Genomic DNA, 14,841 nt, shown 5'->3' on the forward strand with positions numbered 1-14,841 from the left:
CAGCTTTGGTCGGGGGCGCGAGTGACGAGCACATCGAAGGGCAGGGGAAGTCCTTGGGGCGAAAGCAAGACATTGGCCGGGTGCACATCCCAAAGATCAAAACCGTCCAAGCGGAAGGAGAGGGAATCCTGATAACCGAGTCCTCGCCAAGGGAGCTGGGTGAACCCGAACTCCTGAAAGGCGGCGGAGAGTTCTGCGAGCGTCACGCGGGAACCGACGAGGCCGGGTTGCGTGGTGACGATCGACCATCGGTGCGGTTCGGCGGCAAGCAGTCCGACGAAGAGAATGTCGTCACCGAGGAGCTCGTTCTGCCAGATGAGACCATGGAGTTAGTCGAGCGGAAGGGCATTGTGGAGGTAAGGGGTGCCGTTTTCGGCCCAACTCACCGTATAGCCGCAGCTGGCGGGTTTGGTGTATTTGATCCAACGCCCACTGGATTCGTCGACGGAAACGTCGTGCTCCCGACCGCCCTCTCGTTCGGGACCGGGGAAGCTTAGCGGGAGGAGTTTTCCGGAAGTTTTTGCCCAAGCGATGAGCGCTGCCCACTGGGCTTCGAGGAGACGGAATTCGTCTTCTTCCCCATCAGACGCTCCATTTGCGCATACGCCGAGTCGGAGGTGAGCGGCCGCATCTGCGAGCGCGCTTGCCGAGCCTGCTTGGAGTAATTGCTGAGTGTCATGATCCGGAAACATTGGGGCTCGGGGCCGAGTTGCAAGTATGGTTCGTGTTGGCAGGACGTCCCAAGAGGTCTCCCGCTAGCCACGGATTTCTCCGCTGTGATCGGCGTGATCCGTGGCCGGCTGAGTCTCCTCAGCGCTTCGCGGACTCGTCTTCGTCGAGGGGTTCGACGTGGGCGAGTTCGTGCTCGTGCTTGGCGCCGGGACCTTTGAGGACGCGGGTCACGCAGTAGATGAAGAGGCTGGTGACGAAACCGACGGAGAGGAGCATGTTGATCCAACCTCCGATCGTCAGGGTGGCCAGGGTGATGAGTGTCATGGCGAGAAGGGGGTGGAGGTTATCAGTCGTCCTGCGCGGTGGGCGGATTGGTGGTCCAACGCCGGCCGGCAATGTTTACGAAGACGAGGGCGAAGGTGGTGATGATGGCGATGAAGCACACCGTGATGCGAGCGACGTGGCTGGGGTTGTCGCCGATGATGTCTTCGACGTAACCGGTGGGTTGGAACACCGGATCGGAGAAGGAGTAGTTCCAGCCAAAGACGTTTTGGAGGAGGAACATCACGAAGATGGTGACCAGGTAGGTGGGCGTGATGTATTTGATGATGATCCCAAAGATATTGGGGATGCGCATCTCGGCGCCTTCGTGGGCGATTTCGAAACCGCGTTTGATGCCCAAGCCCCAGCCGAAGATGATCACGAGGATGGTGGCCTGCACAAAGAGCATCACGGTGCCGACCCAGAAATCCATCGTGTCGAGCGCCTTCAGGTCCTTGGAGAAATACCAGACAAACATGGTGCCCACGGCGGTCATGAGACCGAGCAGGGCGACCGAGGCTTTACGCTCGATGCCGAGGCCTTCTTCGAGGAAGGCGATGCCGGGCTGCAACATGGAGAGCGAGCTGGTGACCGCCGCGATGAAGAGCAGCACGAAGAAAATCGACGCGAAGAGGTGACCGGCAGGCATGGAGGCGAAGACCTGCGGCAGGACATTGAAGCCCAGGCCGAAGGTGCCTTGGCCGACGATGCCGGCGGCGCCGAGGAAGACGAAGGCAGCCGGCACGGTGATGAGACCGCCGAGGCCGACCTCGCAAAACTCGTTGGCGGCGGTGGCGGTGAGGCCGGAGAGGACGACATCGTCCTGTTTGCGCAGGTAGGAGGCGTAGGTGATGATCACGCCGAAGCCGACGGAGAGGGAGAAGAAGATCTGGCCGGCGGCCGCGAGCCAGAGTTGCGGGTTCTTCAGGCCGGCGGCGACGTCACCGGGGTTCCACATGTAGGCGAGGCCGTTGAGCACGTTTTGGTCGGGCTTGGCCGGGTCGGGCGTGCCGAGGGTCAACACGCGCACCAGGATCACGATGGCAATGAAGATGAGCGCCGGCATGGCCACCTTGCAGACCATCTCGATGCCCTTGGAGATGCCGCGGTAGATGAAGAAGAAGTTAACGACGTAGACGATGACGACGAAGATGCCCACGTCGCGCAGGCCGAACTTGAAGGCCACGCCATCGGAGCCCGCCCCGGTGAAGTTGGCGAAGAAGGTCGTGTAGTCCTTCCCGTCAATGGAGAGGTTACCCATGAGCGCGTTGAGCGCGTAGCCGAGCGCCCAAGCCTCGATATACACGTAATACATGTAGATGATGACCGGGACGACGAAGCCGATCACGCCGAGGTATTTGGCGGCGGGGTGCTTGAGCAGCGCGTTGAAGATGCCCGAGGTGGAGTGGTAACCCTTGCGACCGCCGAAACGGCCCAGCGTCCACTCGGTCCAGCAGATCGGAATACCGATCAGCAGCAGCGAAATGAAATACGCCACCATGAAGGCGCCACCGCCGTATTGAGCGGCGAGGCCGGGGAAGCGCAGGAAGTTGCCAAGGCCCACGGCGCTACCGGCAACCGCGAGAATGACACCAAGTCGGGAGGACCAAGCCTCTTTGGGAGCGGACATGGGCCCAACGGGCTAAGGGAGCGCGCGTTAACTGCAATGGTGTTTTTACGTAGTGGCGTTCCCCACCGTCCGACCGGCGTCTGCAGGCTGCGGGGAACATTGCCGGATTGGCCTCGTCAATGAAGCCGTGCCGAAGTCACTGTGCCCCCGTATGCGAAACCCCTTTCGATGCCCCCAACGAATCCGCCGAGCCGTGGCCGGCCTGAGTTTCGGGATACTTTTCTGGTGGGGCGCGGGGTGTGAGAGCACCGCCGGCAGTTTGGCGACGAACGAAACCTCGTCGGACGTCACCGCCATCGATGGCGGCGATCAGTCTGCGTCCGAAACGGCCGACGTCGCGGCGGAGTTGACTGCCGCCCAACAACAGGCGGCCGAAGCTGAGCGGCAGTTGGAGCGGGATCGGCAGGCGCTGCAGTTCTCCGCCTGGCAGCACGTGAAGGCCATCGTGGAGATGTGGCGGCAGATGCCGCCGGAGTATTTTCCGGGCATCGCGACGCTGGTGGAGCAAATCGACACGCTCGCGGCCGAGATCGAGCGCGAGGATTCGTTGCAAGTGGGGCGCATCGACCCACTCCAGCTCACCACGCACAACCCGGCGTTCTGGCGGGCGATGTTGGAGACCACTCCGGAGGATCCGGTGGTGGGACTCTTCGAGCAGATGTTGTGGACGGCACGGGGGTATTTTGACCGGGCGGGCTGGTTGATTGATCTGCAGATTTCGGGACCAGCGCTGCCCATGCCAGTGCATCGGCTGACCTATCGGGTGGACGACGAGATTGAAAAGCTGCGGGCGCGCAAAGACGCGCGCTTGCGGGCGCTGAGTCAGAGTCTGAGCGGGGAGGAGTTGTTGCGTTTCATCACCAGTGCCCGGGGCTTCCGCGGACAGGATCCGGATCTGGTGCTGGCCTCGATCGTGGTGCGGTTGCGCATGGCCGGTATCGATCCAGCCGATACGGAGGCCACGTCGGTTCAGGTTTCCGAGCTGATGGAGACGATGCGGGACGACTGGCTGATCGTGGCCGAGCACAATCCGTGGCTCGCGGCGCGCTTCAATCCGGATCCGGCGGCGCGCAAGGCGGCCCTCGAAGCCGAGGGTTTTTTCGCCCAGTTGGCCGAAAGCCGGGGCGCTTACGGGGAACGCGATCTGCAACGTCTGGCGGAGGCGATGGCGGCGGGCGGCTTTTATGCCGAGGCTGTGCAAACCTCGCGCCGCGCGGTCGGCATGCGCGGCTTCACGATGCCCGGCGATACCATGGTTTGGTGGGACTGGCTGGAACCTCTGATCGGGGCGGAGGAAACGGCCGCGCTGCGCGACGCGATGGATTCCGGTGAGATTCGCCCGGTGGCCTTTTTTGAAGTCGGACGCGCGCTCGACGGCACGCCTCAGTTGCCCTTGCACCCGATCCTGGGCGAGCGGGCGCTGCGGCGTCTCCAGGAAGTGGAGCGGCGCTTGAGCAGCGCGGAACCCGACTCCCGGGAAGCGGCGATTGCGCGACTCACGCAGGCAGAAACCCTGGGCCACCTCGGCCGGTGGGACGAAGCCGAAGCGGCGTTGGACGCGGTGCCGGCGACGCTGGCGCAGGCAGCCATCCCGATGCGGATGTGGGTGGCGCTATGGAGCGGTCGGGTCGACGACATCGAGACGCTCAAACGTGAGCTCGACCCGGACTCCGTGCTGGAGGCGCCGGCCTTGCCCGCCCTCGCCGATGCGGCGCAGGGCAACTGGGCGGCCGGAGCCGAGGTGTTTGCCATGGCGGCGGAGTCGCTGGCCAACGACAACGAATACCGCGCCTACTACGCGCTCATGGGCGCGGCCTTCCATCGGGTGGCCGGGGATGAGGCGAAGGCGGTCGCGTTGATCAAACGGGCACGCGAACTCGGCGCGGGCCATGACTGGGTCAGCGTGTTGGTGCGCAGCATGGCCGGCGAAGACGAGCGCGAGCCGGTGGGCGACAACATCACCGAAATCGCCGAAGCCGGGCGGGTGTGCGAACAGCGTTTTTATCGCGCTTTCCAAACCGACCTGTCCCCCGCGCGGCGTCAGGCGCTGTTGGAGAGCTGCGTATCCACGGGCGTGGTCGACTTCGTGGAATACACGGCGTCACTGCTGCGGCTGCGCGAGTTGGAACCCGAGCGTTGGGATCCGAGTTTTGCCGCGCCGGATGTTGCGGATCCGGCGGAAGACGAGGAAACCAAAGACGCGGATCGCGAGTGGACCAGGGACGCCTCGCCGACGTGGTCCGTGCCTTCCTGAATCCTGGTCGTGTCGTTTTCGTCCGTCATCTGTTTACCTGTTTTGCCATGTCCGTAATCTCTTCGTTCCGTTCCCGTCTGCGTTGCGTATCCACCTTCTGGGCACTCGTTGGCGCGCTGGCGGTGGCCTGGGTGTTGCCCGGCTGTCAGGTGGTGCCGCAATCGAGCACGATCGTGGCGGCTTCTGCGGGTGACGTGCAGGAAGAGGCTTGGGCGAACGTGCAGGAACTCACCGCTGAACTGGGCCAGGTGGACGGGCGGCGGTATCCCGGCGTGGCGGCGTTGGTGAGCGACCTGCGGGCGGCGGCGGCGCGGGTCGATGCGGGCACGGGCGGTAGTTACGAGATGCTCGATCCGGCGAAGCTCATCGCGGAGAATCCGAACTTTTGGCAGGCGATGGCGGAGATGGACCCGGGCGACAGCACGTTGGCGGTGTTGGAGGGCATGGTGCTGGCGGCGGCGGGCCACATCGAAGCGGCGCAGGATGCATTGGAGTTGGCAGAGGCCGGACCGTTGATGGAGGACGAACTTGGCCGGCGGGTGGCGGCGCAGTTACGCACCATCGATGCGTGGTCGCTTTCCCCGCCGGGGGTGCAGCTTTTGCAGGCGCGCAGTCTGCCGCCGGAGGAGCAGTGGTCGCCGGTGAAGAAGGTGGAGGCGAGTTTTCCGGAATCGGCCACGGCGGCGATGGCGGTGCTGCGGATGCGCGCGGAGCTGGCCGACATCGAGCTCACCGAAGCGGAGGGCGACGACGAGCGCATGCGCACCAAGATCCTCGCGGCCGAACCGCGGGCGGTGAAGGTGCTGGAGGAGAAGCAACCGCTGTGGGCGGCGATTTTGAAGGCGGACGGCGAAGCGGGCGACGCGGGGCGACGCATCGCCAAGATGCTGGAACCGGATCTGACCGGCGTGCTGAACCTGTCTGCGGAAGACTGGGAGCAGTTGATCGCGGATTTTGATCGGATCGGGCTGCCGGATTGGGCGCTGCGGGCGTTGCGCATGCGAGCGGCGGAGAGCGGTGGTCTGAGTGATCGTGATCTGACCGCGATGCGTCAGCTATTGCCGAAGGTGCTGCCGGCGGCGACGGCCGAACGCTTGGTGGATGCCTTGGAAAGTGGCAGTCTCGAGCCGGTGGCGCTGCGGGTGCCGCAGGCGGAGCCGACCGGGACAGAGGACTGGCCGATCGATCCGGTGGTGGGGGGATCGTTGGTTTCCCTGACCCGGCAGGCCGAAGCGGTGCTGGAGGATGTCGAAGGTGAGCCGGAGACCTTGATCGAGCGCAGTGCGGTCGTGAGTCTGGCGCAAAACGCGCTGTTGTTGGGCGATCTGGAGCGGGCCGAGCGGGAGTTGCTCAATGCGGCGACGGTGGCGGACGCCGATGAGCGGCTGCAGGTGGCGCGGTTGAAACTGGCGATGATGCGGGGCGAGCGCGGCGCGGTGGTCGCGGCCCAGGAGGAGCTGCGCAAGGTCGATCGCGGGTTTAAACAGAGCTATTTTACGGCGGGCAATTCGTTCATCCAGACCGGCGATTGGGAGCAGGCTATGGACGTCTTTGCGGTCGGTTTTAAACACCGCAATCTCGAGCCGGAGCGCCGGGCTTATGCGGCCTTGTATTCCCATGCGGCGGCGCGACTGGCCGGGCGCAGTCAGGAAAAAATGCTCCGCGAGGCGCTGGAGTTGGTGGAGGAAGACGAGTGGGTGGCGCGGCTGATTTTGACGGTGCTGGGCGAGGTGGAGCCCGCGCAACTCATGGTCGAGGCCGACGAAGGCCGCCACTACGTCGCGCTGGGGCAGCGTTGTGAGGCGCACTTTGTGTTGGCCTTCACCCCGGGGCAGACTACGACCGGGCGCAACGCGGAACTCGAAGCCTGCATCGCGACGGGTGTATCGACCTTCATCGAATACGAGTTCGCGCAAAGCTGGTTGCGGGCGCAAGGGGGGCGGTAGGCGGTAGGCTCGCTTTGGGGCAATTGAGTGAACTTCGTTCTTCTGCCCGGGGGCTTGATCCGTAGTGTGCGGCGCGACGCATGAAGCACGCACCGACTTCTCTTCGCGCCCCGACGCTGGGCGAATCGCTGATTCCGGTCGTATGCCTGGTGGTGTTCCTGGCTGGATCGGTGCTCAATCTCAATGACCTCCCGGAGCTGGCGGTGATCACGCCGCTGCTGCGGGCCCTGGCGTCGATTCCGTATTTCGGCGACGTGTTGCACGCCTCGATTCCGGTGCAGTTGCCGCTCGTGGCGGCGACGGTGGTGGCCTCCATTATGGCGAAGCGGGTCGGGCTGCGTTGGCGGGACATTCACGAGAGTTATTTGCGTGGCATCAAACTGTCGCTGGGCGCGGTGCTCATTCTGCTGGTGGTGGGCATGTTGATCGGGGTGTGGATCGCCAGCGGGGTGGTGCCCTTGATGATCGTGTGGGGGCTCAAGCTGCTGTCGCCGGGGGCGTTTCTTTTTGTGACCTGCCTGATCTGCGCGATCGTATCGGTGGTGACGGGCAGCTCGTGGACGACGGCGGGCACGGTGGGGGTGGCGCTTATCGGCGTGGGGCAGGGGCTGGGCGTGCCCATGCCGATGGTGGCGGGGGCCATCATCTCGGGGGCGTATTTTGGCGATAAGATGTCACCGTTGTCGGATACCACTAACCTGGCGCCGGGCGTGGCGGGAGCGGAGTTGTTCGAGCACGTGAAGCACATGCTTTTCACCACCGGGCCGAGTTTGGTGATCGCGCTGGGGCTGTATTGGCTGCTCGGGCTGCGCTTCGGCGAGGGCACGATCGAGGCGGGCTCGATTGACGAAATGATCCGTGGCATGAGCGCCGGTTACACGCTCTCGGGCTGGCTGGTGGTGCCACCGCTGGTGGTGTTGGTGCTGGTGATCGCGCGGGTGCCGGCCTTGCCGTCGCTGGTGGCGGGCGTGGTGGTGGGCGGGGTGATGGCCAGTGTGCTGCAAGGGAGCACGCTCTCGGATCTGTTGATCACCTCCTACGACGGTTTCGTGAGTGAGACCGGGGTTGCGGCGGTCGATGACCTGCTGACGCGCGGCGGGATGAGCAGCATGTATGGCACGGTGGGGATCATTTTGTGCGCGATGTGTTACGGCGGCGTGATGGAGCGGTCGGGCATGTTGGAACGCATCGCGGGGGCGATTCTGGGTCTGGCCAAATCGCGGGGCGGACTCGTGGGCGCGACGCTGGCGACCAGCATGGGCATCAATCTGGTGGCCTCGGACCAATACCTGTCGATTGTCGTGCCGGGCCGCATGTATCGCGGCGCTTACGCCAAGCGCGGGCTGCATCCGAAGAACCTGTCGCGGTGCCTCGAGGACGGCGGCACCATCACCTCGCCGCTCATTCCGTGGAATTCCTGCGGCGCCTACATGTTTGCGACGCTGGGGGTGTTCCCGCTGGCCTACCTGCCGTTTGCGTTTCTGAACCTGCTCAACCCGCTCATTTCGCTACTGTATGGCTTCACTGGCTGGACGATGGCCCCGGCAGATCCCGTGGACGACGAGGAGGAGGAATAGGTTTTACAGAAGGAAACGAAGGCAACCAAGTCGGGCTCGGCGGCTCGCGCCATTATTCATGTCATTGATTGATCGATACGTTTTGCGGGAGTGGGTGGGCGCACTGGCTTTGGTGCTCGGAGCCACCATGGGCCTGCTGCTCATGGCCTCGATGGTCGATGATCTGACTGACCTGCAGGCGGTGGGCGCAGGGCTGGTCGACATCTGTTTTTATTTCCTGATCAAGCTGCCGAGCTTTCTCTCGGTGGTGCTGAACCTGTCGGTGTTGCTTTCGCTGCTCTTCACGCTGGGGCGCCTCCACCGGAATCTGGAAATCACGGCGATGCGGGCGGCGGGCATGGGCTTCTTCCGCATCACGCGGATGATCTGGGGGGCGGGTTTGGTGCTGTGCGCCGCCACCTGGTATCTCAACGGCACGGTGATACCGTGGTCGGTCGAGACGTCGCGGGCGATCCTGCAGGACCTGCGGGTGCAGGGGCAGGGAAAGGTCGAGAGCGCCGACAAAGTGGAGGCGGTGTATTCGGTGGCCTTCGACAATCGGCGGGAAAACCGCATGTGGTTCATGAACCGTTTCAGCCGCTACACCGATCGCGGTTACGGCGTGATGGTGACGGAACTCGACCGGCAGCGACGGGAGAAAACTCGCCTGCAATCGCGCGAAGCGTGGTTTGACGAGGAGACCGGGAGTTGGGTGTTTGTGGACGGCCGCGAGACGTGGATCGATCCGGAGACGGGCGAGGTGCAGCGCACGCTGCCCTTTGCGGAAAAGGCGGTGCGGCACTATCGCGAGGATCCGAAGCTGATGCTCGTCTTCGACCAGAAGCCGCAGGACCTGTCGTTTTTCGAATTGGAGCGGGTGATGGCGTTTCACCGCGCGGCGGATGACCCCAAGGTGCAGCGGTATGCCGTGCGGTATTACGGCCTGCTGGCCGAGACCCTGGGGCCGCTCATCATCATCGCATTGGCGGTGCCGTTTGCGGTGGCGGGCGTGCGAGTGAATCCGGCCGTGGGGGTGTCGAAATCGATCGGCCTATTCCTGGTGTATTTTGTCCTCTTCAAAGCCAGCACCGGGTTGGGCGGACGTGCGCTGATTGACCCCGTCTGGGCGGCGCTGGCGCCCAACCTGATCATGCTCGCGCTCGGTATCGTGCTGATGTTCCGTGTGCGGTAGGACGGGCGCAAATGTAGCTGCGCCGTAAAGTAGCTGCGCTTGAGCCGGAGGCGAAAGCGTGGCCGCGGGTGGAGTGGCCATCCCACGGGGCCGCGTTGTCGCTTCGCTCCAACGCAGCTACGGTTGTGCAGGTGGGGGTGGTGGGTAGCTGCGCTTGAGCCGGAGGCGAAAGCGTGGCCGCGGGTGGAGTGGCCATCCCACGGGGCCACGTTGTCGCTTCGCTCCAACGCAGCTACGGTTGTGCGGGTGGATGGTGGTGGGTAGTTGCGCTTGAGCCGAAGGCGAAAGCGTGGCCTCCAGTGGAGAGGCTACGGTTGCGTGGTCGCGGCGTCGAGGCGGGCGCGGAGGTCGTCGTAGAAGTGGGCGGTGCGGGCGTCGCGAGTGCGGGCGCGGGCGTAGTTGAGAATCTGCCGGGCGAAGGCGAGTTGGCCGCGCTCGGCCTGCAGGGCCACCATGGTCGCAATGACGTTGGGTTCGTGGGGGAAGAGGCGCACGCCGCGGGCGAGGGGGGCGAGGTCCGTGCGCGTGAGTGGCGCATCGATCTGCCGCCAGAGTTCGGCGAGTTGCACGTAGACTTCGGGCAGGGCGGGCGATTGCTCGAGTGCGCCGTTGAGCATGACACGGACGGCGCCGACTTCCTCGCCGGGGATAAACTCGGTGTCGGCATGGCGGGCGCGCAGCTCGTCGAAACGCAGGTCGGCCAGCGCCTGCAACACGCGCGGACGGCGCTCGCCGCTGACGACGGCGTATTCGAGCTCAGCACGGGCGGCGTCGGCGGCACCGGCTTCGTATTCAATCAATCCTGACAGGGCGGCGAGTGCAGGGGAGTTGCCGGCTTCGCGTGCGCGTTGCACGGTGGCGCGGGCGCGGTTGAGGTAGAGCTCGGTGAGGGCGGGGGCGTGTTGGCGCACGTAGCCGGTTTCGAGGCGTTCCCATTCGCCCATGATGAGGCCAACATCGGCAGGACGGGTGCGGCGGGTGGCGACGGAGGGGGGATAGAAGTCACGCGGCAGGGTGAGGGCGAAGGTTTCGGAAACGGCGCTGTTGAGGTATTCGCTGAGCCGGTCGCGGGCCTCGGCGAGGCCGAAGCCGAAGCTGGCGCGGAAGGTGTCGTCGGTGGGGCGAGACAGTTCGAGCTGATCAACAAAGTCCCACAAGGCATCGCGGTGCGCGGCGTCGTCGGCGAAGAGCGCCCAGCGCACGAAGAGCGCGGCTTGTTGTTCCCAGCGCGCACGGGTGGCGGGATCGCTGGGCGGCGGATTGCTGAAGAGGGTCGGTAGCACGAGCAACTCGCGCGGTTGGTCCGGATCGCGGCGGAAGAGGTCGGACTGGGCCGGCGAATACCAGACGTAGGTGGCGGCTTCGAAGGTCTTGGAGCCGAAGACGCCGTTGCGGTAAACGCCGGTGAGTCCGGCGATGAGCCAGGCGGGCAGGGCGGGTGTGCGGCGACTGAGTTTTTCTTCGAGGCGGGCGACCGAGAGGTAGAAGCCGGCGTTGTCGCGGCGGCGCAGGTGTTCGCCTTGCATGAGTTCCCAGGCGGAGCGGATGCCCCGGGAATTGGGTTCCTCGGGGTCGTCGTGAAAGGCGAAGACCACGCTGCTGTCGTGGCCGGCGAGGCGCATGTTGGGCAGGAAGCGGGAATCGGGAGCTTCCTGGCCGTCGCGGCGGTCGTCGCGCAGGGCCGCCATGGCCTGCTGCATGGCGGTATCCGTTTCCTGGCGACGGCTTTCGCTGGCGACGACGATGTGGCGCACGGGCAGGGCGGGTTCCCAGAGGTAGCGGTCGGGCACGAGTTCGCGCACGAGGGCGAGTTGGCGAAAGTAGTGTTTGGTGTAGGTGCGGGCGAAGTCGGCGTCGTGGGTCGTGAGCAGCTCAAAGCCCGGGGTGGTGGCGAGCATCCAGCGGTCGGGACGCGAGGGAGGCTCCACGAGGAAAGGCGGCAGGAGGATGCTCTCGTCGACCTCGGCGGGGCGGTCGGGCGTTTGGGCGCGCAGTCCGGGCGCGGTGAACGTGGCCGCGAGCAGGACAACGGCGACGGTGGCGGGGAGGAGGCGCAGCGGGGTCATGGCGCGTCGGGCACCTCGCGCGAGGGACCAATCTCGACGTCGAAGTTAAGCAGGGTTTCGTTGAGGAACTCGGCCACGCGCAGCCAGACTTCGGGGCGTTCGGCGATGCTGCGATTCCACGGCGAGGCCGGCAGTTCCCAGACCTCGGCGGGATGGCGGGCGTCGGCGAGGGCGGCGGCGATCTTGCGGGTGGCGGAGAAGGAGTGGCCGGCTTCGTCGGGCGTGGCGCAGAGCAGCACGGCGGCGTCGATTAGGTCGGCGTGTTCAGATACTGAATACGCTTCGTTGCGGTGGGTGTCCTCGCCGAAGAACCACTGGGCGAAACGCACCCGGAACGGCACGGGGGTGGGTTCCTGGTGACGGACCATGCGGTCGAGGGCGCGGAAGCGGGACGTGGTGTTGTAGCGGTTCCACTGGTTTTCTTCGGAGTAGGTGACGTTCTCGTCGACCTCCTCTCCTTCGCCGTCGGAGTAGGTGGAGGGATCGATGGTGCTGCCGGAGGAGAAACTGGTGTCGCTCGTGCCGCCGCTCACCAGGTTGATCGTGGCGTCGAGGTCCCGGCGGGTGGCTTCGAGGTATCCCTGCATGTCTTGGGCGAGGCGCAGGGCGGAGACGGTGCCGTCCGGACGTTCGCGTTCCGGGGGCGGGGTGAAGAGATGATCGAGGTCGTCGAAGGCATTGAGCGCGGCCACGGAGCTGAAGGCGGAGGGGGAGAGTTGGGCGGCACGCAGAGCCAGCCAACCGCCGTAGCCCACGCCGATGAGGGCGACGCGGCGGGGGTTGTAGGTCTGCTTTTCCGCGAGCCACGCCATGGCGCGGGTGAGGTCGGCGTGGGCAACGTGGTCGGGGGCGTCGCGGCCGGCGAGCAGGGTGGCGTTGCCGTGGCCGGCGCTGCCGCGGTAGTCGACCTCGAGGACGAGGCAGCCGTATTCGGCGAGCATCTGGGCGGGGGCGGAGTGGGTGTGGTCGGACACCTGCCACGGGCCGTCGGGGAGGAAGCAGACGAGGGGAGGCGTCTTGCCCAGCGGCTGACGCGGGTAGGTGACCCGGCCGTGGAGGGGCGAACCGTCGTCGGCGGTGAGGGTAAAGGACTCGACGCGGTGGTGGTCGGCGGCGCGGTCGATTTCGTCGCGGCGGAGGATTTCCACCCAGGCGGCGTCGGCGGTGCGGTAGAGGTAGTAGCGGCCGGTGGAGGCAGCGGAGGCGACGTTGACGAGGAGGAACTGGCGGGCGTCGTCCCAATCGAGGATATGCACGAGGCGGCCGGGATGGTCGCGTTCGAGCAGGGGTTGCAGGGCGGCGAGCTGTGGGTCGATCCAATGCGCGCCGGCGGGCAGGGCGGCGACGCGCACGCCGGCGAGTTCGCCGGAGGCGCGATCGAAGACGAGCGGGTTGGGCGGCGGCACGGGGGCGAAGTCGGTGTAGAACAGGGCGGCGTTTACGCGGCGCTGTTGACGTTCGTAGGAGCCGATGAAGCGGGTGGTGACATCGGCGACGGGGGGCGCGAGGTCGATGCCCGGCAGGTCGACCTGCAGGTCGGTGAGGGAATCGCGGGCGAAGTCCCAGGCGCGCAGGGCGTAGCTGTCGCGGTCGACGTTGGTGGCGAAGTAGAGCGTGGTGCCGTCGCGGTTGAAACCGAGCGGGAGGGCGCGGTCGAGCCAGAGGCGGTCGGCGTCGGCCTCGAAGGCGGTGGCGAGGGTGGAGGCGATCACGTCCTCGAGGGGCCGCCAGCGACCGAGGCGACCGTTGGCGCGCAGGTCACGGGCGCGCCATTGCAGGGGGAAGTAGGTGCGGTCCTCGAGCAGGCGGTAGCGGCCCTGCGGGTCGGCCCAGGTCCGCATGGCGGGCGCGATAAGGCGGACCTGCTCCAGCTCTTTGAGCGAGCCGTCGGTGAGGTCGAGGCGGGCGGTGGTGGCGATGGCGTCTTCCAGATCGCGGCCGGCGACGCCTTCGACGATCACGGTGTCGGGTGCATCGGGAGCGAGGGCGAGCAAGCGCGGCGGGCGGGCGAGGCGTTCAAACTGCAGCGGGTTGTCGCGGGCGGCGAAGGTGGTGTCGAGCTGGCCCGAGACACCGATGGTGAAGCGACTGGGATCGAGCACGATGCGAGCGGAGCCGTCGCTGAGGGTGGCGGTGGCGATGGCCCAATCCTCGGTGGCGAGCACGAGGCGATCTGGGGAGGTCCATTGCAGGGAGAGCAGCCGGGCGCCTCGTGTATCGCCGAGTTGGATACTTTGTTTGGCGTAAGGCGGCGTGGTGGCGACGATGTCGATGCGGGTGCGGCCCCCGGCGTGCACGGCGTAGGCGAGGTGCCGGCCATCGCGTGAGAGGGTGGCGAGGGAAGCACGGGGGGGCGCGAGTTGGCGTTCAATGCCGTCCTGGCGGGCGACGGGGCGGGAGGCACCACCGAAGAGTTGGGCGGAGGCGGTGGGGGGCGCGGTCAGGGCGATGAGCAGCGCCAACGCGCAGGTGATGAAGCGGCGGGAGCAGTGGGGGCGGGGCAGGGGCACGGACGGGGGGCAGACGAAGGCGCTCAGGATACAAACCAATCGGCGAGGCGGTTCCAGACGGTGTTGGAGGGCCAGAGGAGCACGACCCAGACGACGATGGCGTTGATGTAGCTGAGAAACACCGCGGCGCTGCCCATATCCTTCACGCGTTTGGCGAGCGGATGAATCTCCGGGCGCAGGTAGTCGATGGTCCACTCAATGGCGGAGTTGAGCAGCTCGACGATCATGATGAGCAACAGCACCGCGATCATGAGAGCGGTGGAGACGGCGTTGACCGGCAGGATGATGGCAAAGGGCACGAGACAGGCCACGAAGATGAGGTCTTCGCGGAAGGAGGGCTCGTGCTTCACCGCGGCAAAGAAGCCGTCGACCGAGTAGCGGATGGACGCGATGAAGTTGCGCAGGTCGCGGCGTTTGTTTTCGGCGTCGCCACCGGTGGCCATGGTGGTGGCGGGCGGCGGGCTGACCGGCTCGGACGAGGGTGGCGTCGAAGACTCGGGACGCGCCGAAGCACGGTCGGACTGGGGCGGAGAATCGCTCACTAAGCGGGCATGGTGAGCAGTTCGGGAGGGAGCGAAAGCCTTATCGGAACACGCGGCGGCGGCGGGGCACAAAAAAGCCCAATGTTCGTATTACGAACATTGGGCGAAAGGGGATCGATGAAGGGGAAAGCAGGGGGGAGGGCGCCGCGGGA

10 protein-coding genes are annotated in these 14,841 nt (G+C 65.7%); 5 read left to right on the forward strand and 5 right to left on the reverse strand.

The window, feature by feature from the left end; all coding sequences use genetic code 11:
• Window positions 1-80: 80 nt before the first annotated feature.
• Entirely contained in the window at window positions 81-497 is a 417-nt protein-coding gene (locus tag K1X11_RS20480) for a hypothetical protein (protein ID WP_221029391.1), read from the forward strand.
• Window positions 498-810: 313 nt separating this feature from the next.
• On the opposite strand, the gene K1X11_RS20485 is transcribed toward K1X11_RS20480, so the two are convergent.
• Together K1X11_RS20485 and K1X11_RS20490 are read right to left on the reverse strand one after the other, a co-directional pair.
• On the reverse strand, window positions 811-996 hold the full coding sequence (locus tag K1X11_RS20485) for a hypothetical protein (protein WP_221029390.1): 186 nt from the start codon (window positions 994-996) through the stop codon (window positions 811-813).
• Between the two features lie 22 nt (window positions 997-1,018).
• On the reverse strand, window positions 1,019-2,623 hold the full coding sequence (locus tag K1X11_RS20490; protein WP_221029389.1) for a sodium-dependent transporter: 1,605 nt from the start codon (window positions 2,621-2,623) through the stop codon (window positions 1,019-1,021).
• A gap of 193 nt (window positions 2,624-2,816) precedes the next feature.
• Between K1X11_RS20490 and K1X11_RS20495 the strand changes: the two genes are divergently transcribed.
• The 4 genes from K1X11_RS20495 (at window position 2,817) to K1X11_RS20510 (ending at window position 9,571) form a co-directional block, all read left to right on the forward strand.
• On the forward strand, window positions 2,817-4,877 hold the full coding sequence (locus tag K1X11_RS20495) for a hypothetical protein (RefSeq protein ID WP_221029388.1): 2,061 nt from the start codon (window positions 2,817-2,819) through the stop codon (window positions 4,875-4,877).
• A 47-nt stretch (window positions 4,878-4,924) separates the two neighbouring features.
• Window positions 4,925-6,823 (forward strand): tetratricopeptide repeat protein, encoded by a 1,899-nt coding sequence (locus tag K1X11_RS20500; RefSeq protein WP_221029387.1) that lies wholly within the window; start codon window positions 4,925-4,927, stop codon window positions 6,821-6,823.
• An 80-nt stretch (window positions 6,824-6,903) separates the two neighbouring features.
• Window positions 6,904-8,400 carry a Na+/H+ antiporter NhaC gene (gene nhaC / locus K1X11_RS20505; RefSeq protein WP_221029386.1) on the forward strand — a complete coding sequence of 499 codons (1,497 nt, stop codon included), beginning with the start codon at window positions 6,904-6,906 and terminating at the stop codon, window positions 8,398-8,400.
• A 58-nt stretch (window positions 8,401-8,458) separates the two neighbouring features.
• The gene (locus K1X11_RS20510; protein ID WP_221029385.1) at window positions 8,459-9,571 is read left to right on the forward strand and encodes an LptF/LptG family permease; all 1,113 of its coding nucleotides are present in this window, start codon (window positions 8,459-8,461) and stop codon (window positions 9,569-9,571) included.
• Between the two features lie 308 nt (window positions 9,572-9,879).
• Here the strand turns inward: K1X11_RS20510 and K1X11_RS20515 are convergent, their stop codons facing one another.
• The 3 genes from K1X11_RS20515 to K1X11_RS20525 are packed head-to-tail and all read right to left on the reverse strand — an operon-like array spanning window position 9,880 to window position 14,689.
• On the reverse strand, window positions 9,880-11,637 hold the full coding sequence (locus K1X11_RS20515; RefSeq protein WP_221029384.1) for a hypothetical protein: 1,758 nt from the start codon (window positions 11,635-11,637) through the stop codon (window positions 9,880-9,882).
• Window positions 11,634-14,147 (reverse strand): S9 family peptidase, encoded by a 2,514-nt coding sequence (locus K1X11_RS20520; protein ID WP_221029383.1) that lies wholly within the window; start codon window positions 14,145-14,147, stop codon window positions 11,634-11,636. The genes K1X11_RS20515 and K1X11_RS20520 overlap by 4 nt, the downstream gene beginning before the upstream one ends.
• 23 nt (window positions 14,148-14,170) lie before the next feature.
• Entirely contained in the window at window positions 14,171-14,689 is a 519-nt protein-coding gene (locus tag K1X11_RS20525) for a diacylglycerol kinase (protein WP_221029382.1), read from the reverse strand.
• Window positions 14,690-14,841: the final 152 nt, after the last annotated feature.

This window comes from Actomonas aquatica (assembly GCF_019679435.2).
In the GTDB taxonomy this organism is placed as follows: Bacteria; Verrucomicrobiota; Verrucomicrobiia; order Opitutales; family Opitutaceae; genus Actomonas; species Actomonas aquatica.